At 69.3% G+C, this 25,325-nt stretch carries 19 protein-coding genes; 10 read left to right on the plus strand and 9 right to left on the minus strand.

Going from position 1 to position 25,325, the window contains the following annotated elements; translation table 11 throughout:
* Position 1: 1 nt before the first annotated feature.
* Positions 2 to 1,039, minus strand: coding sequence for an aminotransferase class V-fold PLP-dependent enzyme (locus V6V47_RS28110; protein WP_334631391.1), 1,038 nt, complete (start codon positions 1,037 to 1,039; stop codon positions 2 to 4).
* 201 nt (positions 1,040 to 1,240) lie between these two features.
* Between V6V47_RS28110 and V6V47_RS28115 the strand changes: the two genes are divergently transcribed.
* The 3 genes from V6V47_RS28115 to V6V47_RS28125 are packed head-to-tail and all read left to right on the plus strand — an operon-like array spanning position 1,241 to position 8,100.
* Complete coding sequence (locus V6V47_RS28115) at positions 1,241 to 5,059, plus strand: COR domain-containing protein (RefSeq protein ID WP_334631392.1); 3,819 nt, start codon at positions 1,241 to 1,243, stop codon at positions 5,057 to 5,059.
* Positions 5,060 to 5,113: 54 nt separating this feature from the next.
* Positions 5,114 to 7,774: a P-loop NTPase fold protein gene (locus tag V6V47_RS28120; RefSeq protein WP_334631393.1), complete on the plus strand. Its 2,661-nt coding sequence runs from the start codon at positions 5,114 to 5,116 to the stop codon at positions 7,772 to 7,774.
* Positions 7,775 to 7,794: 20 nt separating this feature from the next.
* Positions 7,795 to 8,100, plus strand: a complete 306-nt coding sequence (locus tag V6V47_RS28125) for a cold-shock protein (RefSeq protein WP_334631394.1) — start codon at positions 7,795 to 7,797, stop codon at positions 8,098 to 8,100.
* 57 nt (positions 8,101 to 8,157) lie between these two features.
* Here the strand turns inward: V6V47_RS28125 and V6V47_RS28130 are convergent, their stop codons facing one another.
* On the minus strand, positions 8,158 to 8,709 hold the full coding sequence (locus tag V6V47_RS28130; RefSeq protein ID WP_334631395.1) for a TetR/AcrR family transcriptional regulator: 552 nt from the start codon (positions 8,707 to 8,709) through the stop codon (positions 8,158 to 8,160).
* 103 nt (positions 8,710 to 8,812) lie between these two features.
* On the opposite strand from V6V47_RS28130, the gene V6V47_RS28135 reads away from it, so the two are divergent.
* On the plus strand, positions 8,813 to 9,550 hold the full coding sequence (locus V6V47_RS28135; RefSeq protein ID WP_334631396.1) for an SDR family oxidoreductase: 738 nt from the start codon (positions 8,813 to 8,815) through the stop codon (positions 9,548 to 9,550).
* Positions 9,551 to 9,570: 20 nt separating this feature from the next.
* Here V6V47_RS28135 and V6V47_RS28140 read toward each other — a convergent pair whose 3' ends face one another.
* Complete coding sequence (locus V6V47_RS28140; protein ID WP_334631397.1) at positions 9,571 to 11,742, minus strand: FUSC family protein; 2,172 nt, start codon at positions 11,740 to 11,742, stop codon at positions 9,571 to 9,573.
* Positions 11,743 to 12,046: 304 nt separating this feature from the next.
* Here V6V47_RS28140 and V6V47_RS28150 point away from each other — a divergent pair, with 304 nt between their 5' ends.
* The 3 genes from V6V47_RS28150 (at position 12,047) to V6V47_RS28160 (ending at position 17,182) form a co-directional block, all read left to right on the plus strand.
* A complete protein-coding gene (locus V6V47_RS28150; protein ID WP_334631409.1) occupies positions 12,047 to 12,400 on the plus strand; it encodes a hypothetical protein in 354 nt (117 codons plus the stop codon).
* A gap of 71 nt (positions 12,401 to 12,471) precedes the next feature.
* A complete protein-coding gene (locus V6V47_RS28155) occupies positions 12,472 to 16,098 on the plus strand; it encodes a tetratricopeptide repeat protein (protein WP_334631398.1) in 3,627 nt (1,208 codons plus the stop codon).
* A gap of 73 nt (positions 16,099 to 16,171) precedes the next feature.
* Entirely contained in the window at positions 16,172 to 17,182 is a 1,011-nt protein-coding gene (locus V6V47_RS28160) for a helix-turn-helix domain-containing protein (RefSeq protein ID WP_334631399.1), read from the plus strand.
* On the opposite strand, the gene V6V47_RS28165 is transcribed toward V6V47_RS28160, so the two are convergent.
* Both V6V47_RS28165 and V6V47_RS28170 read right to left on the minus strand, forming a co-directional pair.
* Positions 17,166 to 17,624 (minus strand): hypothetical protein, encoded by a 459-nt coding sequence (locus tag V6V47_RS28165; RefSeq protein ID WP_334631400.1) that lies wholly within the window; start codon positions 17,622 to 17,624, stop codon positions 17,166 to 17,168. The two genes, V6V47_RS28160 and V6V47_RS28165, sit on opposite strands and share 17 nt — an antisense overlap.
* 297 nt (positions 17,625 to 17,921) lie before the next feature.
* Entirely contained in the window at positions 17,922 to 18,722 is an 801-nt protein-coding gene (locus V6V47_RS28170) for an SDR family NAD(P)-dependent oxidoreductase (RefSeq protein WP_334631401.1), read from the minus strand.
* Between the two features lie 83 nt (positions 18,723 to 18,805).
* On the opposite strand from V6V47_RS28170, the gene V6V47_RS28175 reads away from it, so the two are divergent.
* On the plus strand, positions 18,806 to 19,444 hold the full coding sequence (locus V6V47_RS28175) for a TetR/AcrR family transcriptional regulator (RefSeq protein ID WP_334631402.1): 639 nt from the start codon (positions 18,806 to 18,808) through the stop codon (positions 19,442 to 19,444).
* Here V6V47_RS28175 and V6V47_RS28180 read toward each other — a convergent pair.
* The 4 genes from V6V47_RS28180 to V6V47_RS28195 form a co-directional block, all read right to left on the minus strand.
* The gene (locus tag V6V47_RS28180; RefSeq protein WP_334631403.1) at positions 19,421 to 20,278 is read right to left on the minus strand and encodes an SDR family NAD(P)-dependent oxidoreductase; all 858 of its coding nucleotides are present in this window, start codon (positions 20,276 to 20,278) and stop codon (positions 19,421 to 19,423) included. The genes V6V47_RS28175 and V6V47_RS28180 overlap by 24 nt on opposite strands.
* A 43-nt stretch (positions 20,279 to 20,321) precedes the next feature.
* Complete coding sequence (locus tag V6V47_RS28185) at positions 20,322 to 20,516, minus strand: hypothetical protein (protein WP_334631404.1); 195 nt, start codon at positions 20,514 to 20,516, stop codon at positions 20,322 to 20,324.
* Positions 20,517 to 20,612: 96 nt separating this feature from the next.
* Positions 20,613 to 21,080: an NUDIX hydrolase gene (locus V6V47_RS28190; RefSeq protein WP_334631405.1), complete on the minus strand. Its 468-nt coding sequence runs from the start codon at positions 21,078 to 21,080 to the stop codon at positions 20,613 to 20,615.
* Between the two features lie 240 nt (positions 21,081 to 21,320).
* Positions 21,321 to 22,703, minus strand: a complete 1,383-nt coding sequence (locus V6V47_RS28195; protein WP_334631406.1) for a cation:dicarboxylate symporter family transporter — start codon at positions 22,701 to 22,703, stop codon at positions 21,321 to 21,323.
* 99 nt (positions 22,704 to 22,802) lie between these two features.
* Here V6V47_RS28195 and V6V47_RS28200 point away from each other — a divergent pair, with 99 nt between their 5' ends.
* Complete coding sequence (locus tag V6V47_RS28200) at positions 22,803 to 24,389, plus strand: sensor histidine kinase (RefSeq protein WP_334631407.1); 1,587 nt, start codon at positions 22,803 to 22,805, stop codon at positions 24,387 to 24,389.
* Positions 24,386 to 25,081 (plus strand): response regulator, encoded by a 696-nt coding sequence (locus V6V47_RS28205; RefSeq protein WP_334631408.1) that lies wholly within the window; start codon positions 24,386 to 24,388, stop codon positions 25,079 to 25,081. The genes V6V47_RS28200 and V6V47_RS28205 overlap by 4 nt, the downstream gene beginning before the upstream one ends.
* Positions 25,082 to 25,325: the final 244 nt, after the last annotated feature.

The raw sequence follows: 25,325 nt of genomic DNA on the forward strand, positions 1-25,325 counted from the left end.
CTCAGTTGGTCAGCGCCGCCAGTGCGGCGTCCACGTCGGCCTCGGTCGAGTAGACGTGGAAGGAGGCGCGGACCCGTCCGGCGCGCACCGCAGCGCGCACGCCGGCGCGGGCCAGCCGCTGCTCCGCGTCGGGCACGTCGACGGTGACGATGGCGCTCTCCCCCGGTGGCCGGCCCAGCCCGGTCAGGAAACGGTTGGCGAGCGCCACGTCATGCTCCCGGATCGCCGGCACGCCGATCTCGGCGACCAACTCCAGGGCGGGCGCCGCACCGACCCAACTGAACCAGGCCGGTGAGATGTCGAACCGGCGGGCGTCATCGGCCAGCCGCAGCGGCGGGCCGTAATAGGAGGCCTGCGGATCGGCGCCCGCGTACCAGCCGGCGGCGTCCGGGCGTAGCCGCTCGCGCAACTCCGGGGCCAGATAGGCGTACGCGCAGCCCCGCGGGCCCATCAGCCACTTGTAGCCGCCCACCGCCACCACGTCGGCCCGGCTCCCGTCGAACGGCAGCCACCCACACGCCTGGGTCGCGTCGACCGCGACCAGAGCGCCGTGCGCCCGGGCCGCGGCGACGATCTCGTCGTACGCGGCGACGCTGCCGTCGGAGGACTGCACGACACTGAACGCCACCAGATCGGTGTCGGCGTCGATCGCGTCGGCCAGCTCACTCGCTGGCACCGTCCGCACCCGCACACCCCGCTCGGTCTGCGCCAGCCACGGAAAGAGGTTCGACGTGAACTCGATCTCCGGGACCAGCACCGTCGCACCGGCCGGCAGGGCCGCCGCGACCGGCGCGAGTAGCTGCGACACGGCCGCGCCGACCGTCACGTCGACGGCCGGCACCCCGATCAGACCGGCGAACGCGGTCCGGGCCCGCTGCGTCGACTCGTCCCAGCCCTCTGCCGACCTCCGACCGACCCGCCAGTCCGCCAGGGCCTCCTGCAGAGCTGCCCACGCCGGGTCGGGGGGCAACCCGTAGGAGGCGGTGTTCAGCCAGCCGGGCTCCGGCTGCCACAGCTTCTGTGCCTGCTCGATCTCCATGCCGTCGACGCTAGGCGGAGCGGTCGGCATTGGGCACGGCCAATCAGCGACCGGCGGCCTGCGCTGATTTCTTTTCTTGAGCAGGCAGCATGGACCGATGTAGGCGCACCAGGCAGTCCTGCGGACTGATGTCACACCGTTACGCCAGCGCGCCTCGTCCTGCCGGCACTGACCGTGTCCGCCGGACTACGCTACTTCGGCATGGGTGATGACGGCGCACTGGTCGAAGCCAAGGACCGCATACATGCTGCTGAACATGGCCGTGTCGACCTGAGTGGTCTTCGTCTCACCAGCGACGAGCTCGCTCAACTTCTGCGAGAGACGCCCGCGCTCGGGAGGGTGACCAGCCTCAACCTGGCCGACAACGAGCTGGATGCCCTGCCTGACGGCGTCGCCGCCTGGACGTCCCTCACAGAGCTGTACCTGGACAGCAACCACCTCAGCGAACTACCCGACGTGGTCAACGCCTGGACCTCCCTCAAAGAGCTGCACCTGGACTACAACCAACTCGTGGCTCTGCCCGACGCCGTCGCCGCCTGGACCTGCCTCACGACCCTGTACCTGACCGACAACCAGCTCACCGCCCTACCCGACGCCGTCGCCGCCTGGACGTCCCTCACAGAGCTGTACCTGGAAAGTAATCACCTCACCGCCCTACCCGACGTGGTCGCCGCCTGGACCTGCCTCAGGACCCTGTACCTGACCGACAACCAGCTCACCGCCCTACCCGACGCCGTCGCCGCCTGGACCTCCCTCACCAACCTGTACCTGGAAAGTAATCACCTCACCGCCCTACCCGACGCCGTCACCGGGTGGATCTCCCTCACCGACCTTTATCTGGGAGAAAATCGGCTCACCGCCCTACCCGACGCTGTTGGCGCCTGGACTTCACTCACCAGCCTCTACCTGACCTACAACAGGCTCACGGCCCTGCCCCTTGCCGTCGCCGCCTGGACTTCCTTGACCCGGCTCGACGCGCAGCGCAACCAACTCACCGCCCTGCCCGAGACGGTTGGTGCGTGGACTGCTCTGACCCGGCTCGACGCGGACCACAATCAGCTCACCGCCCTGCCCGAGACGGTCGGTGCGTGGACTGCTCTGACCCGGCTCGACGCGGACCACAATCAGCTCGCCGCCCTGCCCGACGCGGTCGCCGCATGGACCTCCCTCACCGTTCTGTACCTCCAGGACAATCGGATCGACGCACTGCCCGACGCCATCTCCGGGTGGAGATCCCTCACGGACCTGTACCTGACCGGCAACCAACTCAGCGCATTACCCGACACCGTCAGCGGGTGGACCTCCCTTACCAGCCTGCACCTGCACCGAAATCTCCTCGACGCTCTACCCGACGCGGTATCCGCCTGGAGGTCCCTCACCACGTTGGACCTGTCCAATAACCGCCTCGGCACCTTGCCCGACGCCGCGGCCGCATGGACCTCCCTCCGCATGCTGGATTTGGAGACCAATCAGCTCAACGCCCTACCCAACGCGGCTGCATGGACTTCGTTGACCACTCTGGACCTGACCAACAACCGTCTCCGCGCCCTACCCGACGCCGTCGCCGCATGGACTCACCTCGACGAGCTGCACCTGGATGGCAACGAGCTGCGGTTCCTTCCCGAGGCACTCGGTCGCCTCCCGGAGCTCCGTGTGCTCGTCGTCGACCACAACCCACTGCCACCGGAGGTCCTCGCCGCCGAAGCGGAAGGCACACAACCACTGCTGGCGTTCCTCCGCGAGGTCGCCGCTGATGGCGTCGCGGTCTCCGAGGCGAAACTGCTGTTTGTCGGCGCCGGCGAAGCAGGGAAGAGCTCATTGCTCGGGGCGCTTCGAGATGAGCCCTGGAGGGACCGTCGGCAGACCCAGGGCATGGAGATCAAGTCACTCGTGGTCAGCCATGCTGGCCGTGCGATAACTCTGAACGGGTGGGACTTCGGGGGCCAGCAGGCGTACCAACCCGCACACCAGTTGTTCTTCAGCACACCAGCCGTGTACGTCGTGGTCTGGAAGCCACGTCCGGGTGTCGCGGCGGGAATGGTGGAGTCCTGGATCGCCATGATCGCCCACCGAGCCCCCGATGCGCGGGTTCTCGTGGTCGCCTCTCACGGCGGGCCGTCGTCACGGGCCGATGCCATCGACGAAGCCCACCTGAGGCAGCGCTTCGGCAGCCTGATCGTGGGTTTCTACGAGGTCGACAGCGCGATTTCGGATGACCGGCTGAAGGCACTACGGGAGGCGATCGCGGCTACGGCCGACGCGCTCCCGCACGTGCGCCGGACCTATCCCGCCAGCTGGCAGCGGACGATCGATGCGCTTGCCGACAGCCATCAGCAGGTGATTGATTACCGGGATTACGAGTCTGTGGCCGCAGCGCAGGGGCTTACCGCCTTCCAGGCGAGGACGCTGGCCAGTAACGCTCACCACCTGGGCAAGTGGATCTACTACGCGGACGACGACGCGTTGGCCTCCTTCGTGATCCTGCAACCGGACTGGCTCAACGTCGCGATCGCCGCCGTACTCGACAGTCGCGACGCGGTCGACGCCCTCGGGCTTGTTCCGCACCGCATGCTCGGCAGCTTGTGGGGTACCCCGCAGTCCGCTGGCGGCACGCCGTACACGAGAGAACAGCAGCGCCTGTTCCTCGCACTCATGGGTCGCTTCGAGCTGACCTACCAGGTCTCGTTCGACGCATCCCCGGAACCGGTGAGCCTCATCGCGCAACTCGTCCCCGCCGCCCAGCCGGACCTGCAGCAGGCATGGGTCGAGTTTCGCCCCGGCGACCGCGAGTCCCTGGAGGTGTGCCGAATTTCCGAAGGCCCCGCAGGTCGTGTGGTCATTCCCGACGCCCTGATGTACCGGCTCATCGTTCGACTGCACCATCAGCGCTACACGGAGCCCGACTCCTTGCAGGGCGTGCACTGGCAGCAGGGCATGGTGATCCAGAGCCGGTACGGCGCCCGAGCGCTGCTCACCGTCCGCACCGGGGTCGGTGTCCAGGTCCAGGTTCGCGGGCCGGACGCCGTCACCTATCTTCGACAGGTCACCGACGAGATCCGCTACTGCATCGAGAGGTTCTGGCCCGGCCTGACCACCGTCGCCCTGGTCGCCTGCCGCGAGGAGTGCGGCCTGTCCACGCCGGGCGCCGGATTGTTCGATGTCGACAAGCTCATCAAGCTGCGCGACGCGCACGGCCAGAGCATCGCGCAATGCCCGATATCGGGGTGCGACGCGTTCCCGGCAATCGACTCGCTGCTGGGCGGCTCACGAGCCGCCGACGACGCCCTCGTCGCACTGCAGGACGGGGTAGCCCTGGTGGGCAGGAATGTCCGCGGACTGAGTCAGCGGGTCACCGAGCTCAGTGACAGCCTCAAGGCCAATCTCGCAGGCGTGAACGCAAAGCTCAACGCGTTGATGTGGCAGCTCAACGACGAGGCCGCCGACGGGCCGCGGTTGTTCACCCTCATCCCCGTCGAGCCATCATTCCTCGCACCACAGTGGACAACCACGGTGATGAGGTTGACGCTCTACTGCGAGCACTCTCTTCAACCCGTTCATGTTCTTGAGCCCGGCCGGCCGGACGCCGGTGTCTACTCCGTTGACGTACCGCGCGAGTGGTGGACCAAAGCGGTTCCGCTCTTGCAGGCCACCACCATGCTCCTCAAGCCCCTCCTGGGCTTGGGCTTGGCCGAACTCAAACTCGACTTCAACGAAGAGCAGTGGAAGGCCATCGAAGAGCAGGTTTCGCTGGCGAGCGAGACACTGAACGTCGCCGCGGAGGCGGCAACCCACCTCTCCGCTCGCGACGAGAGCGCCGGCTTGGTCGAACGGACCACCAACCCGCCGACGTCCCTGGTCGTCGCGCAGGGCGCCGCCCTCCGGACACTGCACGTGATGCTGCGCGCCCAGGACGTCACCCTCGCCGACCTCCGGAAGGTTGTGCGCCCCGACGGCCGAATCCTCTGGATCCACCGTCAATTCGAACATCTCTACCACGGCGGGCTGCCCATCATCCCCTGACCCGGATCGAGGAACCGAGCACCCCCTCGTCCACGACCGAGCCTGCTGAGCCCCATGGCCAGCCCTGCGATCATCACATTGACGGGATCGGAGACTCTTGTGACATCGCCGGAACTGGCCCGGGCAGCAGAAGCGGTGGTCGTCGTCGCAGACGACGAAGGCCGGCCCTACGGGAGCGGCGTCTTCGTCGGGTCCGGTCTCGTGCTCACCTGTGCACACGTCGTGGTCCCAAACCGAGCCGGGTCGGCCCTCGTGACCTGGCGTGGCACGCCGCTGCCGGCCACCGTGCTGGCCTCGGAGCCAATGGGCGGCGGGAGCGGCCAATCAAGTCGTAACCTACCGGATCTGGCCCTGCTCCAGCTCAGGGACGCTACCGGGATCGATCACGCCATCCTGACGGTCAGCCAGGTCGAGCCGCCCGCGGGTTCTCAGCTCAACGTGTACGGCTACGTGCAAGGCATCTCCGTCGCCAGTCCGGAGTTGTGGGTCGGACGGCTCGAGCTGGAGGGGTCGACCGGCGACCTTCTTCGACTCCGCGGCGGCGAGCTCGGGCCCGGCATGTCCGGAGGCCCGGTCGTTGAACTCGAGACGGGTCACCTGGTCGGCGTGGTGAAGGCAGCCAATTCGAGATTCGGAGGCTTCGCGGTTCCGGGCCACCTGATCCGCGCCTTCCTCAGGCGATTCGGCGTGCAATCCGATCCGATCGAGGATCATGGCGAGACCGAAGATCCAGGCGATACGGCGCGGGAAGCAGCCCTTGGTCCTGCCGAGGAGCCGCCATCGTCGGTCCGCGCCGACATCGGCACCCGAGGCTTCACCGACGCTCCCGCCTCGGTGGACCAGCTCGGGCGCGGCGCCCTCGTCGACGTGCTCGTCGACCTCCTCTCGCCGAACGGCAGCAGGGCGGACTGGGCCAATGCGGCTGGCTGGCCCATCGAAGACACCGAGGAGGAACGGCCCGGGAAGTGGCCGGAGGACCACGAGGGTCCCCGCGTCATCGCCATCGACGGCCCCTGGGGCAGTGGCAAGACCACGATCATGCGGCTGATCCATGACCGGCTGAGGATGAACGCGAGCAACTGGAAGAGCAGTGACCGTGCGACCTGGTCGCGGCGACGCGGCTGGACCGAGTGGCAGCGCTCCCGGCGGTTGACAGCTCTCGGGGCCCACCGACTGCTGTCGGTGTGGCGGCGGTCGCAGCCCGGGTGGGACGAGAAGCCGCACGCCGAGCCAAAGCCGACTCGGCAGCGGCCGCCGATGGTGGCCCGTTTCGAACCATGGGCCCATCAGTCCAGCGAACAGTTATGGGCCGGCCTGACCAAGGTCATCACCCGAGCCGCAGTTTCCGCCATCTGCGGGAGTCCCGGAGCCGCACGCCGCTTCTGGTTCGCGCGGAACGCGGAACGCCTCGACGTAAGCCGCTTACGACGTCAGCTGTGGAAGGGCGTGGCATCTCCCCTGCTGCGGCTCTCCGCGATAGTCGCCACGGTGCCGGTTGTGGTTCAACTCCTTCGACCGGAGACCACAGCACGCGTCCTCGGAATGACACCGCTCGCCCTTGCCTGGCTTCTACCAGCCCTTGTCCTTACGCTGGGCCTGCTCCACACGGCCTGCCGATATCTGTTCGGTCGAGCTGCCGCGTTCCTGCCCGAGGAACTGTTCGAGGGCCCGGTCCTCAGCGGCGGTCTCGCCGTCGCCAGCCCTGATCCGAGCTTGCGGGACCCGCTCTACCACGCTCAGTCCGGCAGCCTCTACCTCGTTCAGCACGACGTCGCCTTGGTCCTCCATCACCTGCGGGAGTCCGGGCGCGAACTCGTCGTGTTCGTCGACGACCTCGATCGCTGCAATCCGCAGGCGGTGACTGAGGTGCTGCAGGCGATCAATCTGTTTCTGTCCGGCAATCTCGCGGGCTGTCGATTTGTGATCGGGCTGGACCTGGTGGCAGTCGCGGCGCAGGTCAACGAGGCATACGTGCACGTCAGCAGTGAGGCCCTGTGCCACGGGGACGACCCGACTCCCGGTTGGAGTTTCCTACGAAAGTTGATCCAACTCCCGGTAACCCTGCCTCGTCCGTCTGAGGAACGCGTCGAGGGATACCTGAACGACCTTCTCCGAACGGAACGCTTGTCCCCCGCCTCGGTCGCCGAGGTGCCTGAGAAGATTGGTACGTCGACGCCCCCCGCCCCCGCGGTAGAGGGCGGTACGTCGGCACCGGCCGAGCCCGCGCCGGGGCACGTCCAACGGGCCGCAATCCGGCGCGGCTATGTCGAGCGTGACGAGAAGGTCCGGCGCATACTGCTCGAACGGATACTCGCCGCCCCCGAGCCGTCCGGGCGGGAAAGCAAGCGCTTGGTGACGATCTGGCAGTTCTACGTGCGCCGAATGCTGCTCCAGAACCCTGACATGTCGTTAGCCGACATGGTCGCACTGTCGCAGCACCTGGTCCTCGTCGCCGAGGTGGTCGCGCGCTGGCCGGCCCTCGCGCGCCAACTGCGGACGATGCGCGACAACCACTGCGGCCTCCACCAGTTGGCTACGACGGCCGACAACTACCTGAAGTGGTCCCGGGTGGTCCGTGACCTTCGGCTCGATGAATCCGTGCATGCCAAGGCCCTCGAACAACTCCGACAGCTTCTCCTCAGCTACGACGGCATAGCGGTCGCGGACCTTTTCGAGCAGATTGAGACGGGGCAGCCCGTGCAGGCAGTGCTATGAGTTGGCCGCAGAATAGGGCGGTGACGAGCGTCGGGTCGGTCCGTACCTTCAGCGCGGACGAGGGTTGGGGTGTCATCGACGGGCCGGACGTGCCCGGCGGCTGCTGGGTGCACTTCTCCGCCATCGCCACCGACGGCTACCGGCAGTTGACGCCGGGGCAGCCTGTCTCCTTCCGCGCCGAGGCGGTGGGCCAGGACGGCTTCGCCTTTCGCGCGGCGAAGGTCTGGACGGGGGACGTCGAGCCGCCCGAGGCCCCCAAGCAGCACGGCACCTCGGTGGCCTACCACAGCACCTTGACTCTGACGTTCGACGACGACCCGACCTGACCCTCCGGCCGGAGTGACCGGATCCCACGGATCGCCGCACCGGATCCGGCCGAGCGCTCAACGAGCCCGTAGCCCGGCGATGGTCAGGTCCAGGACGCGTTCGCGTTGGGCCTCGTCGACGTACGAGACGGTGCTGACGCCCGAGATCATTCGCAGGATGTCGTCGATCGACGGCTCCGGGCGGGCGACGCCGGCTCGTTGCGCGCGTTCGAGCAGCGGGGTGCCGGCGTCGCGCATCGCCCGACGGCACGCCTGGAAGCTGTCGCTGGTGCGGTTGAGCGCGTCGGCGAAGGCGAGCTTGGTGCCGATGTAGTCGACGAAGCGGCGCAGCCAGGTGACGAGCGCTTCCCAGGGGTCGAGGTCGTCGAGCTCGGTGGCCACGCGGCACAGGGCTTCCACCTCTTCGCGGTGGACCTCTTCGACGAGGTCCTCGCGGGTGGGGAAGTTGCGGTACAAGGTCGCGATGCTCACCCCGGACCGCCGGGCGATCTCCTCGAGCGAGGCCTGCGCACCGTCCTCGGCGAACGCGTCCCGGGCCGTGGCGAGCAGCGCGTCGAAGTTGCGGCGGGCGTCCGCGCGTTTCGGTCGCCGCGACGTGGGGACGGTCACATGTCACCTTCCGTGTTGTTAAACGTAGGCAGCCTACGCTAAAAGTGTAGGGGCACTATCAGTTCTCATCCTACGTGCCCCGCACCCGAGGGAGTGAAGACCAATGTCCACCGACAAGATCGCCCTGGTCACAGGCGCCAACAAGGGCGTCGGCCTGGCCACCGCACGCCAGCTCGCCGAACGCGGTCACACCGTTCTCCTGGGCAGCCGTGACGCCGAGCGCGGCGCCGCAGCCGCCAAGGAACTCGCCGACGCCGGGTTGGCGGTCCGCCCGGTGCAGATCGATGTCACCGACGACGCGTCCGTCACGCGGGCGGCCGAGCTCGTCGAACGCGAGTACGGCCACCTCGACGCCCTGGTCAACAATGCCGGGATGCTCATCCGCAAGCCGGCCATCGAGGTCTCGGCCGACGACCTGCGCCCGGAGTTCGAGACGAACGTGTTCGGCACCGTACGGGTCATCCACGCCATGCTGCCCCTGCTGCGGAAGTCGCGAGCGCCGCGGATCGTCAACCTGGCCAGCGACTCCGCCATCTTCGCCAAGGCCACCGAGAAGGGCTCGATGTTCGCCCGCTCGCACGAGTCCTTCGCCTACTCCGCCTCGAAGACGGCGGTGAACATGCTGACCGTCAAGTACGCCAACGCCTTCCTCGACGACCCGGAGCTGGCACACATCAAGATCAATTCAGTGACACCGGGGTACGTCGCCACCGACCTGAACAACTTCCGCGGCGTGAAGAGCACGGACGAGGGTGCACGCGCATCGGTGTACTGGGCGACCGTCGACGACGACGGCGAGACCGGCGGTTTCTTCGACGACAACGGCCCGGTTCCCTGGTGACCCCGCGTCGACCCTGAACCTCAGGTCTTCCCGTTCCGCCCAACCGCCGCATCGCCCGACGGCGGGCGGATCCGGGCGAGGCCGTCGGCGAGACTGGCGAGCCACCGGTCGACCTCCACGACGTGCCGCACCGGGGCGCCGGGGCCCGCCCCACCGAGCAACGGGCCGATCCGGTCGAGTTCGTCGGAGCAACCGGTCGCAGGGGGCGTCGAGCCCGTCGGCCGGCCATGCCCGATCCGGTCGGCGAGATCGTCGTACGCCGAACGCAGTTGCCCGGCGGAGTCCCGCAGCAACGCCCCCGCCGCAGGCCAACCGGCGAGGCAGCCGGGTGGGTTGCGCCGCAGCAGCGACTCGGCGCCGGGCACCACACGGTGCCCGGCGCTCACAATGTCGTCCCAGTCCACCCGCTCGCCCGGCGGATCGTGCCGCTCCGAGTGGTACTGACAGTAGGACGAGTCGACGAGGATCATCCTCCGGTGGGCGCGGTCGAGGACCCGGTCGGGCGGAGCGCCGCCGAGCACCGCCTGAACGGCCTGCTCGATCGCGTCCCCGCTGGTCGCCAGATAGCGGGCGGCGTTCTGCCGCAGGTCGCGGCTCGCGCCGCGCGGCCAGATCGCCACCCCGACGAGCACACCGATCGACCCGCCGAGCAGGACGTCGACCAGGCGGGCCTCGGCGAGCCGCCATCCTTCGGGACTGAGCTGGACGAAGACGACCGTCAGCAGCAGGGTGAACAGCGCCTGCTGCCAGACCGGCCCCAACAGGGCCCCGACCCCGAAGGCCGACATCAGGGCGAAGGGCAGCGCGACGGCGTACACGATGGGGTCGTCGATGACCAGCACGAGCCCGCCGCTGACGACGGCGCCGGCGATCGTGCCCAGCACGGCGGGCCGCAGCGCCATGCGGGTGTCCGCGGCCGACGTGCGCAGAACGGTGAGGGTGGCCAGGAGTACCCAGAAGCCGTGGGTGAGCTCCAACGTCCCGGCGGCCACCCGGGCGAGGGCCAGCGCCACGGCCAGCCGCAGCGCACTGTGCAGGTGGGCCGAGCGGGGCACCAGGTGCGAGCGGAACTGCTGCCAGTACAGCGTCCACGAACCGTGCCGCGCGTACTCGAACAGCCCCGAGTCGGCGTCCGCACCGCCGAGCCGCGAGCCGGCGGCCACCCTGGCCCCGACGCCGAGGATCCGCACCTGGCCAGCCAGGGCCAACGCGGTGGCGTCCCGGCACAGTCGGGGTACGTCGTCCTGCACAGCCGGGTACGCCACCTCGGCCTGCCGGATCGCGCCGTCCAGGTCGTGAAGGTCGACCGGCGGTGCACCCGTTGACAGGCTTCGGCCAAAGGCACGGGTCGTGTCGGCGCGCTGTCGCAGCAGCCGCGCCGCGGCGAGGTCCGGGATCGGCTTCGGTGGGGTGTCCGCCGCCAGACGGTCCGCGTCGGCGAGCACCCCACGCAGCGCCGCCGCACAGATCCGTAGTGCCCGGTCACGGGCATCGGCCGCGGTCGGTGCCCAGGTCGGCGGGACCCGACGCAGTGCGAGCTCACCCACCGCGGCGTACGCCCGCTCACGCGTCGTGTCCCGACCACCGTGACCGCCGTGCGGGTCGGTCAGCGCGCTGGCCGTGGCATCGAGGAACGCCGCGACCCGGTCCGCCGCCTCGGCGAGGCGATGCCGATAGGAGACCGGCACCGGATCGGGCCAGAGGACCACCTCGGCCGCCGCGAGCAACCCGACGCCGAGCGTCACGCCAGCGAGCCGCACCGGCACGGCGCCCGGGAGGTACGGCGGGAACGACGCCAGGATGTAGAAGAGCTGGAACGCGCCGGCCAGCCCGACCAGGCGCGGATTACCCACCCCGGCGAACGCCACGACGAACCCGATGACCAGCATTCCGCCGGCCGCCGCCCAGGTGCTCCCCGCCAGCAACGAACCCGCGGTGACCAGGGCCCAGACCACCGGCAGTGCGGTGAGCAGGATCCGCGCCCGCTGGCGCGCCGGGCCGGGCAGTTGCGCGAAGACGCCGGCGGCCACCGTGCCGAACAGCGCGTACGTGGCGAGCACTGGGCTGCCGAGGCCGTAACGGCAGGTGTAGAAGACGACGCAGACGACGAGGGTCAGCCGTGCCGCGCGGCGCAGGACGGCGTACCCCGGGTCACGGCGACGAAGCCGGCCCAGGAGGCTGGTTCCGAGCACGCCTGGTCCCCCGGTTCGTCGCAGCGCCCTCCTCCCCGGCCCACCATTCTTCCCCGAGCCGGCGGGTTTCGCGGCCAATCGTGGGCCGCCGCCGGTTGGTGGAGGATGACGGGCATGCTTCGTTCGCCTCGCGCGCTCCTGCTGGACTTCGGTGGCGTCCTGGTCGACGCCCCACCGCAGCCTCCGGCCCCGCCCGAGGTGGTCCGTCGGTTCTCCCCGCTCGTGGCCGGATCGGTGTCCGACGAGCAGATCGCCGCCGATCTCCGCGAGGGCGGCCGAGACGTAGGGCGGCTACCGTCGCCCGATGGAGCGCGAGGAGCTGGTTCTTCTACTTGGTGATGACAGCCCGGTGCACACTGCGTGCCGTCAGGCCCTTGAACAGGGGGGCGCCTTCTCCGTCGACGACGATTTGATCCCCGCGAACATACTTGCGAGCACCCACCGGAGGCGGGAGGTTCACACGCGGGAACGGGCCATCCCGACTCTCGGGTTCGCGGCGGCCGTCGACACGCTCCTGGCCCTTGGGGAGCAGCCGCTACGGCTCGCCAGCGTGACCCAGCCGGACCCTCCGTACCATTTCCAACTGTTCCTGGCGGCGACCGGGACCTCGGTCCTCGCGTGCCTCGGTGTGGACCAACAGCATCAGACTCGCCGTTAGCGCTCCTGGGGCGGGACCACACAAGAGATCATTCTCGTGTTTGTTTGATGACCCTCGGTACGGTGTCGGGCATGGCATCGGGCCGGTGGGGCGCCTGGCGGCGGCGCGTGTGGTGGGTCGTCGTGCCGGCTGCGGTCGCGGGCTTCGCAGCCTGGGCGGCGCTGGTGGACGACAAGAAGGGCTGGACGGTGGTGTCCGCCGCTGTCGCGGGAGTGGTGGGGGCGTTCGGGCCGACGGTGGCTGATCGCGTTGCTGTGGCACGGGAGGCGCGGCAGCGGCGGGATGAGTCCATCCGGAGTGTCGTGTCGGCGGAGCTGCCCACATCGGTGGCGTGGCTGCTGCATCCCGGTCAGGCGGTCGTGGCCTTCTTCGGCCGGGGCTCGCTGCTTCAGGAGTTGGCAGCCTGGGCGGCTGACCGGGACGCGGTGGTGGTGAAGCTGCTGGTCGGCGCGGGTGGGGTGGGTAAGACGCGGTTGGCGCGGGAGTTCGCCGGCCGGTTGTCGGGCTGGCAGTGTCGGTGGATCCTGCCGGGTGCCGAGGCGGAGACGGCCAAGCTGATCGCGTCCGGGAGCCTGCCGGCGCGCTCACTGCTCGTGGTGGATTACGCGGAGACCCGGGACCGCGCTGGCGTGGCGGGGCTGCTGTGCGCGGCGCAGCAGGCGACCGGCGTGCGGGTGCTGTTGCTGGCGCGGGGCGCGGGCTTGTGGTGGGAGACGTTGTCAGCGGCGTACCCCCAGCAGGCGCATCTGGTGGATGCGCTGGCCGGGGCCGCGCAGGTGGTCGAGGTGTCGGCGCGGATCGAGGAACGCGACCCTGAGGAGATCGTCGCCGATGCCGTACGGGCGTTCGCCGAGCATCTGGGACGCCCGGTGCCGCCCTTGAGCAGCCCCCAGGGGTGGCCGACAGATACGCCGGTGCTGCGGTTGCACGCCGAAGCGCTGGTGACGGTTCTGCGCGGTGCCCACCGACATGGCCGGTACGACGTTCTGGGCGAGGTGCTGGGGCACGAGGCACGGTACTGGCGGTTCGCCGCCCGTCGGGCAGGTCTGGTCTCGGTTGACGATCCGGCGACAGATCTGGTGCTGCGGCAGGTGGTCGGGATCGCCGCGCTGGTCGGCGCGGACAATCCGGACGAGGTCGCGGGGATCGTGCGACGCACTCCGCTGGTGGCAGACGCCGATCAGGCTCGGGTGGCCGCGTACGTCAGATGGCTTGTCAGCCTGTACCCCTTGGACAGCTCCGGTGGGGCGGGGCTGGGCGTCGTGCAGCCGGATCTGCTGGCGGAGACGTTGGCGGTGCGGGTCCTGCGGGACTGCGTCCCTGCCGAGCAGGCCCGGGTGTTCGTCGGGCTGAGCGTCGGGCAGGCGGTACGGGTGCTGACGGTGCTGGGTCGGGCTCGGGCACACCAGGCTGACGCGGACGTGTTGATCGATACGGCGTTGGCGGCGGATGTGCCGCGGATGGTGGAGGCGGTCGTACAGATGGGGGTGCAGTTCCCGGGGGTGTTCACGGCCCGGGCGGTGCGGGTGCTCGCCGGCGTCGATGTCGATCTCGACTGGGCGCGACAGGTCGCCGAGACGATCCCGTATCCGTCGATGGAGTTGAGTCGGCTCGCGGTGGCCATGACCACCCGGATCGTGGCCGGGTTCGCGGCGGGCACCCCCGCGGCTGACCGAGCACGATGGAGCGCGACGCACTCGGTTCGACTGAGCGAGGTGGGGCGTCGGGCCGAGGCGTTGACCGCCAGCCAGGAGGCCGTCGACCTGAACAGGGATCTGGTCGCCGGTGACCGAGGCGCCCACCTGCCCAACCTGGCCATGTCCGTCAGCAACCACGCCCTGCGTCTGGGCGAGGTGGGCCGGCGAACCGAGGCGCTCGCCACCAGCCAACAGGCGGTCGACCTGTACGAGAACCTGGCCGCCGCCAACCGGGACAGCTATCTCCCCAGCTTCGCCACGGCGGTCAGCAACCACGCGATACGACTGAGCGAGGTGGGCCGGCGAACCGAGGCGCTCACCGCCAGCCAACAAGCCGTCGACCTGTACGGCGAGCTGACCGGCGCCGACCAGAACGCCTACCTCCCCAACCTGGCCATGTCCGTCAGCAACCACGCCCTGCGTCTGAGCGAGGTGGGCCGGCGAACCGAGGCGCTCGCCACCAGCCAACAAGCCGTCGGCCTGTACGAGAACCTGGCCGCCGCCAACCGGGACGCCTACCTCCCCAACCTGGCCATGTCCGTCAGCAACCACGCCCTGCGTCTGGGCGAGGTGGGCCGGCGAACCGAGGCGCTCGCCACCAGCCAACAAGCCGTCGATCTGTACGGGGAACTGAGCGCGGACAACCGGGACGCCTACCTCCCCAACCTCGCCACGGCGGTCAGCAACCACGCCATCCGGCTGAGCGAGGTGGGCCGACGAACCGACGCGCTCACGAGCAGCCAACAAGCCATCGACCTGTACGGGGAGCTGACCACCGACAACCGCGACGCCCACCTCCCCGACTTCGCCACCGCGGTCAGCAATCACGCCATCCGGCTGGCCGAGGTGGGGCGACGGACCGAAGCGCTCGCCACGAGCCAGGAAGCAGTCGACCTGTATGGGGAGCTGACCACCGACAACCGGGACGCGTACCTTCCCAACCTCGCCACCGCCGTCACCAACCACGCGTTCCGGCTGGCCGAGGTCGGGCAGCGGACCGACGCGCTCACCACCAGCCAGCAAGCCGTCGACCTGTGCGAGGACCTGGTCGCCGTCAACCGCAGCGCCTACCTCTCCAGCCTGGCGATGGCGGTCAACAGCCACGCGATCCGGCTGGCCGAGGTCGGGCAGCGGACCGACGCGCTCACCACCAGCCAGAGAGCGGTCGACCTGTTCGGCGAACTGACCGCCGCCAATCGAGACGCCCACCTCCCCGACCTGGCTGCGACGGTCAGCAACCACGCCGTCCGGCTCGCCGAGACCGGACGCTGGGCCGACGCACTGACGGCCAGCCAGGAGGCCGTCGACCTGTACCGAAACCTGGCTACCGCCAACCGGGACGCGTACCTGGCGAACCTCGCCACGGCGGTCAGCAACCACGCGCTCCGCCTGAGCGACGTGGGCCGGCACGCCGACGCGTTCGCCACCAGTCAGGAAGCCGTCGAGCTGTACGAGATCCTGGTCGCCACCAACCGGGACGCCTACCTCCCCGACTTCGCCACGGCGGTCAGCAACCACGCGCTCCGCCTGAGCGACGTGGGCCGGCACGCCGACGCGCTCACCACCAGCCAGGAAGCCGTCGACCTGTACGAAACTCTGGTTGCCGGCAACCGGGACGCCTACCTCCCCAACCTCGCCACGGCGATCGACAACCACGCGAATCGGCTGGCGGAGGCAGGGCAGGCGCCCGAGGCGGTGGCAGCCGTCCAGAAGGCCGTCGACCTGCGTCGGGAGTTGGCGGCCGCCAACCGCGGCGCGTACCTTCCCGATCTGGCGAGGTCGCTGCGCAACGTCGGCTCCGTCGCGCTCAGCGTCGGCAGCATCACCGCGCAGGTCATCGACCTGACCGCCGAGGGCGTCCGATACTTCGAGCAGCTGGCCGCCGTCGAACCGCAGGCCTTCGACCAACAGCGCCAAGCGGCACAAGAGACCTTGGTACGCCTACGCGACGCTGCCACCGGCAGCGCGGAGCCGGACGTCCTCGGCGCGGCCGGGAGCTGAAACCGACCTATACCATCGTGCGACAGCGCTGACGTCGGCCATGTCGGCACGGTGGATGAGGATCGAGGGACCAGTGCTCACCGTAGGATCGGCGGACACCGTCGCGGTGCCCGAGGGTGAGCGATTCGGGTTCTGGCACGACCTGGTGGCACGTGAGTCGGTCCCGATGCGGATCCACAGTGCGCACGCAGGAGACTTCCGCGCTCGGGCGGAGGTCATAAGCCTGGGCGAGGTGGTGCTGTCGTTGTGGCAGTACCCATCCCTGGACATGCAGCGGACCGGCAAGTTCATCCGCCGGAGCGACCCGGAGATGTATCAGTTCGCGCTGCCATTGTCCGGGCACGGTGGGTTGGAGCAGGAGCGGCGGGAGAACTGGTTCGGGCCGGGGCACTTCGCCGTCGTCGACACGTCCCGCCCGCACCAGTCGACGCATCGAGGGCGGACGCAGCACGAAAGCCTGCTGACCACCCTGACGATCCTGATCCCGCACCACCTCGTACCGCTGCATCCCAACAAGATCGCGCAGGTCCTCGGCACCAACATTCCCGCCACCGAGGGCATGGGCGTGCTGCTCAGCCAGTTCGCGCACCAGATCATGACCCACCCCGAGCAGTACGAGGACAGCGACGCCCCACTCCTGGGCACCGTCGCGCGAAACCTGATATCCGCGACGCTTGCCCAGCGTCTGGACGTCACCGACGCTCTACCGATTGAGGTACGCGGTCACAGCCTGCGCGTACGGGTCAAGGCGTTCATCGAGGAGCACCTCGGCGACCCGGACCTCTCGCCGAGTGTTGTCGCAGCCGCACACCACGTCTCGCTCCGCAGCCTGCATCGAGCGTTCGAGGCCGAACACCAGACAGTCGCGGAGCTCATCCGGACGAAGCGCTTGGAACGCTGCGCACACGACCTGCGCGATCCCCTGCAACGAACACTGCCCATCTACCGCATCGCCGCCCGCTGGGGTTTCCCCGCCCAGGCCCACTTCAGCAGGGTCTTCGCGGCCACGTTCGGAGTGTCACCGCAAGCCTTCCGCGACGATCCCCACGCTCGGCCGGGGCTTCGACCTAGGCGAAAGCCATGAAGAGACCCACCAACGCGGCGACGGCACTGAGCCCACCGACCAGGTAGAGCCACCCGGCGTTGAGCCCGACCCCCTTGCCCTCAAGCTTGTCCAACCGGCTGGCCAGAGAGGCGACATGCCCGGCATGACTGTCCCGCACCACCTCGAACTCGACCCTGGCGATGAACGTCTTGGTCTGGTCAGAGAGCGTCTGCCGGAACTCGTTGACGCTCTCGAATCGTTTCTCGGTGGCGATCTCCGCCTTCGTCACCGCCCTGTCGGCCGCCGAGAGGGCCAGCCCAACCTGCGCAGCCTGTGCGTCGATCTTGGTGTTGACGTTCGCCAACTTGGCCTCGGTCAGCCGCTCGAGCTCGTTGAGCCGCTGCTCCATCCACCGCTCCAACGCCTGACGCGGATCATCGGCCGGGCCGGCGTTCCTCGGCCTTGCCTGTCTTCGGTCCATTGGCCACATCTCCTCCCCCTTCCGGCGCCGCCACGGCCTCACCCGTCGAGCATCACCACCACCGACGGGTGAGCAGCAGTGGCAGACTCATCGATGCGGTGCCACCCGGAAGGTGCACTCGCGCTTAGGTCAGCAATGGAACGAAAACGTCCACGCCACGACGCTGAGGCAAGCCCACCATAAGCCGGGCAGGGAACATAAGACCAGGTCAGAGCCCATATGCGACACCAGCGGCCCGAGCGCCGGCACCACGCTGAGGTGGTGCCGGCGTCCCGCGCGGCGATATCGATCCACCGATCAGGTGACGTTGCGGATGTGGCCGCCGTCGACGCGGATGTTGGCACCGCTGATGTAGCCGGTCAGCGGACTGGCGAGGAAGGCGACCGCGGTCGCGATCTCGTCCGGCCGACCGAGGCGCTCGATGTCGTTGGGCACCAGCTCGTTCGTCGCGTCCTTCTCGATCTGCTCCCAGGTCTCGCCCCAGCCCCGGGCGGGGGCGATCTCGGTCAGCAGGTCCTTGACGGCCTCGACGAGGATCGCGCCCGGCGCGACGATGTTGGAGGTCACGCCCGTGCCCCTGAGTTCACGGGCGAGCGAGACCGCCAGGTTGTGTCGGGCGGCGAGCGTGGCGTTGTACTGCGGGTGCTGGAACAACGGCTGGGTCGCGAGGCCACCACCGATGGTGATGACGCGCCCCCAGCCACGCTCACGCATGGCCGGCACGAGCCGCTGGATCATCCGTACACCGGAAATGACGTTGCCCTCGTAGGTCTCGCGCCAGGTGTCCGGCGTGGCGTCGGTCCACGAGAGGTGCTTGTAGGCACCGGCGTTGTTGACCAGAATGTCGACGGGACCGCCGGCCAGCGCCGCCGTGACCACCGCCTCCGCACCCTCGTCGGTCGTCAGGTCACCAAGCGCGATGTCCGCTTTCTCACCGTCTGCACGGATCGCCTCGGCCACCGCCGTGGCACGCTTCTCATCCCGGCCGTGCACGACCACCTGGGCGCCTTCGGCGGCGAGCAGTCGCACCATCGCCTCGCCGAGGCCGGAGCTCGAGCCGGTCACCAGGGCACGCTTGCCGGTCAGTTGCAGGTCCATGGGATTCCCCAATCCTCTTGCCATCAGGCTGCTATGTCTACGACTGTAGACACGCTGGAACGAAGTAGTCTACACTCGTAGACGTGACGGCAGACACAGACGAATCCGGTACGGCCCCACGACGGCGCGACGCCAGCGCCACCCGCGAGGCGATCCTCAACTCAGCGGTGGAGGCGTTCACCCGCCTGGGCTATGACGGCGCCGGGGTGCGCGAGGTCGCCGGAGGCGCCGGGGTGACCGCGATGCTGGTAAACCGCTACTTCGGTTCCAAGGAGCAACTGTTCGCCGAGGCGGTCGACCGATCGTTCGCACCCCGCACCGTCGTCAGCGACGACCCGAGCGAGTTGAGCGCACAGACGGCAACCACCCTGGCTGCCCGGACCGCGCCGGACGCCAACGACCTGGACCCGTTTCTGTTGATGTTGCGATCCGCAGCCAATCCGCGAGCTGCCGAGATCATTCGTGCGGGCATCGAGAAGCACGTGGGACGGCGCCTGGCCGACACCCTGCCCGGGCCGCACGCCGCACCACGCGGGGAGTTGCTGCTGGCCCTGATCGCCGGGGTGTGGCTGATGCGCAAGGTCGTCGCGACCCCGGCGCTCAGCGGCATGAGCCAGGCCGATTTGACGCGACAACTGCAAGATCTGATCGAGGTCCTCGTCGACACGCCTCCGGCCAGCAGTGGCGACGACGATGCCTCAGACGGGATCAAATCCCTTTGACGGCACGTCGGGCAGGCCGACCATCGTCGCGCTCCGCTCCCACAACAAGCGGGCCAGTCGGTCGTCCTCCGCCTGCGGATTGAGACGCCGCGCGGGCTTCCGCCCCTCGTAGTACCGGCCGGAGACCCAATCAGCGCCCGCTGTTCCCTCGGCGAGCCACACCATCGGGTCGGCGCCCTTCGTCGCTGACGTGAGGAAGAGTCTTCCCAACGGATTGCCGTACACGAATCGCATGGCGCTTGTGGTGTCCGACGCGAAGCTGGTCGCGACCGCGCCCGGGTGGAACGCGGCCGACGAGAGACCCCGCTCGCGGAAACGTGCGTGCAGCTCGCGGGTGAACAGGATGTTCATGAGTTTGGTGTCGCCGTAAGCCTTGTTGGGCGACACCTTGCGGCCGTTGTCCAGGTCGTCGATGTCGAGGTTGCCGAAGAGGCGCGCACCGACACTCGAGGTCTGGATCACGGACGCCTGGCTGCGGATCAGCGTGCCGAGGAGCAGATTGGTGAGCAGGAACGGCGCCAAATGATTGACCTGCAAGGTCTGCTCGAAGCCGTCGACGGTGCGCTCCGGCTGGCCGAACACCCCGCCGGCGTTGTTCACCAGCACATCGATACGCGGATGGGCCGCGGCGAGGGTGTCAGCGAGGCTCCGCACCTCGTGGAGGCGGCTGAAGTCCGCGACGTGGTGGGAGCTGCCGATCTCCGCCGCCACCGACCGGGTCTTCTCCGGTGAACGGCCGACGACGACAACGGTGTGACCGTCCGCGTGCAGGCGTCGGGCCGCGGCCGCGCCGATGCCGTCGCTGGCACCGGTGATGACGATCGTCTTGGGCATGGTTGTACTCCAGGGCAGTTGCTCGCGGATGTACCCGGTGCGGTCAGCGCCGGATCGGCGTGGTGTCGTCGGCTGCGCGCGTCGTCCAACTCGCGAGCAATCGCAGGGCGTCCGCCGAAGCGGAGCCGGGGTCGGCGGTCATGATTCCCAGCATCTGTTCGGGATCATCGGCCAGCACGAGGGCCTCGTCATTGAGCGCCAAGCCGTGGGCGCTGAGATCGACCGGAACGTCGTCCATGTCCGCAACGGTAGCCGAGCCGGTGGACGCCCAGGAGTCATGAGAGGGGTATTGCCAGGCCCCCTCGGGCTCAAAGGACGATACCCACAACTCCGGTCAGAGGGATTCGCCGTGCTCGGCATAGGCAGCAATTCGGCTGTGGCGAGCTGCTAGGGCGACACGGATTCTGCGAACAAGCCGGGACACCGTGTATTGCTCCAACGCGTCCGCCGCCACGTAACGCCACTCGTCGAGTTCTCCGTCGGCGAATCGGACAGCACGTTCCTGCTCGGCAGTGAGAGATCCGGCGTCGAAGATGAACAGGAGCTTGTCGCCCTCGCCCTCTGCCGGCGCCCAGTCGACGACCAGCATGGGGCCGACCGAGATCTCGAGCCCCAGCTCTTCCTCGATCTCGCGAATGCAGGCTGCACGGGGAGACTCGCCAGGCTCGACGTAGCCGCCGGGGATTTCCCAGTGGTCCTTGTAGCTCGGGCGTACGAGAAGCACGTGACCCTCGTCGTTGAAGAACAGGGCCCCCGCGGCGACGCGTGGGGTCGCCACGGGTGGCATCTCGGTGGGCGTCACGTTGGAAGCCTAGATGCAGCACTGGACCGGGGATGGCCACCTCAGTTTGGCTCTTTAGGACGGCCACCTTCGCGTGATCGACTCGGTGTCGGCGATATCGCGGTATCCCACGAGGGCCGATGCCCCGATTTCGGCGACCTCGAGTCGATCACGCCCGATATATGGCTGGCCGGCTCAGGGTGAAGCCGGGATCTCGCTGATTTTCCGCAGGATCCCGGCTCATTGTCCTGACTCGCGGGGTCAGGCCGGAGTGGCTGCCTTCTCGTCCTCGGACCGTCGCGGCTCGTCCTCGCTCGAGTCGTCGTGCTCGTCCACCATCGTCGCCTCGTCGAACGGGTCGTCGCCGCGCAGCACTCCCGCGGCCCGCTCCCGGTCGAACTCCCCGGTCCACGTCCCCACCAGCACGGTGGCCACGGCATTACCCGCGAAGTTCGTCAACGCGCGAGCCTCCGACATAAAGCGGTCGATACCGACGATCAGGCCAACCCCGTCCGCCAGCTCCGGTCGGTGCGACTGCAACCCGCCAGCGAGCGTGGCCAGCCCGGCACCGGTGACCCCGGCAGCACCCTTCGACGCGATGATCATGAAGAGCAGCAGCGACACCTGCTCACCGATGGACAGCGGGTTGCCCAGCGCGTCCGCGATGAACAGCGACGCCATCGTCAGGTAGATGGCCGTGCCGTCCAGGTTGAACGAGTAACCGGTCGGCACCGTGATGCCCACGACCGGCTTGCTCACTCCGAAGTGTTCCATCTTCGCGATGAGGCGCGGCAGCGCCGACTCGGACGACGAGGTGGACAGGATCAGCAGGAACTCGCGGCCCAGGTAGCGCAGCAGGCTGAAGATCGAGATCCGGGCCACGAGCCAGAGCAGCGCGCCCAGGATCACCAGTACGAAGATCAGACAGGTGAGGTAGAAGCCGAGCATGATCTGGGCGAGGCTCTTGAGTGCGTCCACGCCGGTCGCGCCGACCAGGGCTGCCATCGCGCCGAACGCGCCGATCGGCGCCAGCCACATGATCATGGCGAGCACCTTGAACACCACCCGCTGGATCAGCGCGACGGCGTTCAGCACCGGCTCACCGCGCCGGCCCAGGGACTGCACGGCGAAGCCGACCAGCACCGCCACCAGCAGCGTCTGGAGCACCTGCCCCTGGGTGAGCGCCGAGACCAGGGTGGTCGGGATGATCCCGAGCAGGAACTCGGTGGTGTCGCCGCTCGCGGTGCCGGCAGCCTCCTTGCCCGCGCCGGCGAGGTCCTGACCCAGGTCGAGGCCCGAGCCGGGGTGGATGATGTTGCCGACGACCAGGCCGATGGCGAGCGCGACGGTCGACATGATGAGGAAGTAGCCGAGGGCGAGGCCGCCGACCTTGCCGACCTTCGCGGCCTGCCGCACGGAGCCGACGCCCAGCACGATCGTGCAGAAGATGACCGGGCTGATCATCATCTTGATCAGGTTGACGAAGCCCGTGCCGATCGGCTTGAGCTCCTTGCCGAACTCGGGGGCGGCGAGGCCGACCGCGATGCCGGCCAGCACGGCCACGATGACGGCCAGGTAGAGGTAACGGGTACGGTCCCGTCGGACCGGCGGCGCCGGTGCGGTGGCGGAAGCGGTGGTGTCCATGCCGACAATGTGAATCGCCTCTCACCGGTTGACAGCCTTGCGGTCATTCTGTTCACCGCGGAGGCAGCAACGGCAGCGGCGCAAGAGGAGGTGGTGGAGGTGGCCCGACGACAGTGGAGCATCGCGGGGCAACTGTTCGCCCTCCAGGCGGTGGTGGTGACGCTGCTGGTGCTGGCCGGCGCGGCGGGCGCCTTCTGGCTGGCCCGCAGCGACACCCGGCAGGCCGCCCAGGAGGAGGTGCTCGCGGTCGCGCAGACCGTGGCCGGCTCCCCCGACGTCCGCGCCGCCCTCGCGACCGCCGACCCGGCCAGCGCCCTTCAGCCGTACGCCGAATCGACCCGGCATGCGACGGGCACCGACTTCGTGGTGGTGATGGCCCCCGACCGGACCCGCTTCTCGCACCCGACCCAGGACCAGATCGGCCAGCCGTTCGTCGGGGAGATCGGGCCGGCGCTGGCCGGCCATCCGTTCACCACCACCAACGTCGGCACGCTCGGCGAGTCGGTGCGCGCGGTTGTTCCGGTGTACGACGACCAGCGGCGCATCATCGGCCTGGTCTCGGTGGGCATCACCACCCGGAACATCAACCGCAAACTCCTCGGCCAGTTGCCGGTGCTGCTGGGCGTGGCCGCACCGGCGCTCGCCCTCGCCGCGACCGGCTCGTGGCTGCTCAGCCGCCGGCTGCGTCGGCAGACGCACGGTCTCGGGCCAGCCCAGATGACCCGCATGTACGAGTACTACGACGCGGTCCTGCACTCGGTGCGCGAGGGTCTGGTGGTGCTGACCACCGACCGGCGGGTGGCGCTGATCAATGACGAGGGCCGCCGGCTGTTGGGGCTCGACGCGGACACGCCGGTGACCGACCAGCCGGTGGCCGGCATCGACCTGCCGCCCGCGGTGGCCGAGTTGCTCGGCGACGGGCGGGACGCGCTCGACGAGCCGGTCCTCACCGGCGACCGGGTGCTGGTGGCCAACCAACGGACGACCCGCTTCGAGGGTGCGGTCCTCGGCACGGTGTTGACCCTGCGCGACCAGACCGAGCTGCGCGCCCTGGCCAGCGAACTGGACTCGGTACGCGCGCTCACCGAAGCGTTGCAGGCGCAGACCCACGAGTCGGCCAACCGGCTGCACACCGTGCTGACCCTCGTGGAGTTGGGCCGCCCCGACGAGGCCGTCCAACTCGGCACCCGGGACCTGGTCGTCGCCCAGCAGTTGACCGACCGGGTGGTCGGCGCGGTGACCGAGCCGGCGTTGGCCGCGCTGCTGCTGGGCAAGTCGGCGCAGGCCGGCGGACGTGGGGTGGACCTGGTGATCGAGCCCGACTGCCGGTTCGACGACAGCCCGCTGCCGACCAACGACCTGCTCACCGTGGTCGGCAACCTGATCGACAACGCCCTCGAAGCGGTGGCCGGCACGCCGGCGCCCCGCCGGGTACGGGTCTTCGTGGGCACAGTCGACGACGAGTTGGTGGTACGGGTCGGCGACAGTGGCCCCGGCCTGGCCCCAGATCGGGTGGCGGACGCGTTCCGGCGTGGCTGGTCCACGAAGAGCACCGGCCGAGGGCTCGGCCTCGCGCTGATCGGGCAGGTGGTCCGCCGGCACGGGGGCCGCTCCGAGGTGGGCCGCTCCGACGACGGCGGGAGCCTGTTCACCGTGCACCTGCCCGTCGGCGGAGCACGGGCATGACCGACATCCGCGTGCTGGTCGTCGAGGACGAGCCGCTGCTGGCGGAGGCGCACACGGCGTACACCGAACGGGTTCCCGGCTTTGTGGTGGTCGGGGTGGCGCACACGGCGCGGGCGGCCATGGCGGCGCTGCGCGCGAACGACGGCGGCGACGTGGACCTCGTACTCCTCGATTTTCGACTGCCCGACCTGCACGGCCTGGACGTCTGCCGGGCGCTGCGCGCGGCGGGCAGCAGCGTCGACGTGCTCGCGGTGACCTCCGCCCGGGACCTGGCGGTGGTCCGCACCGCGGTCTCCCTCGGGGTGACCCACTACCTGCTCAAGCCGTTCACGTTCGCCGCGTTCCGCGACAAGTTGGAGCGGTACGCCGACTACCGCCGGCAGGCCCTCGCCGACGGTCAGGTGGCCGCCCAGCACGAGGTGGACCAGATGTTCGCCACCCTGCGCGGCGCGGCCGGGCACAGCCTGCCCAAGGGGCTCGACGCGCAGACCCTCAACCGGGTACGCGACGCGCTCACCGACGGGTCCCGCGAGGGTGCAGGGCTGTCCGCGACCGAGGTGAGCGCGCGTACCGGCATCTCCCGCGTAACCGCTCGTCGCTACCTCGAATACCTGGTGACCATCGACCGGGCAGCGCGCCGACCCCGCTACGGCACCCCCGGCCGCCCCGAGGTCGAATACCGACCACGGTGACCCGCCGCCCGACCGATCGGCCGGGTCGCGAGGGCCGGACATGGCGCCCGCCGCGCCCCGCGACTCATGATCAACACGCGATTAGCGTTATCGGGCTGTCCCGCTCGACGAGACACCCCGATTTCACCGACGTCGTGTCGATCACGCTGCGCGCCCCGCCCGGACGTCCCCCGCACCCCGCGCCGCACGCGCCCGCGCCCCGCGCCGCACGCGCCCGCGCCCCGCGCCGCACGCGCCCGCGCCC

Source organism: Micromonospora sp. CPCC 205539 (genome assembly GCF_036906815.1).
GTDB lineage: Bacteria > Actinomycetota > Actinomycetes > Mycobacteriales > Micromonosporaceae > Micromonospora.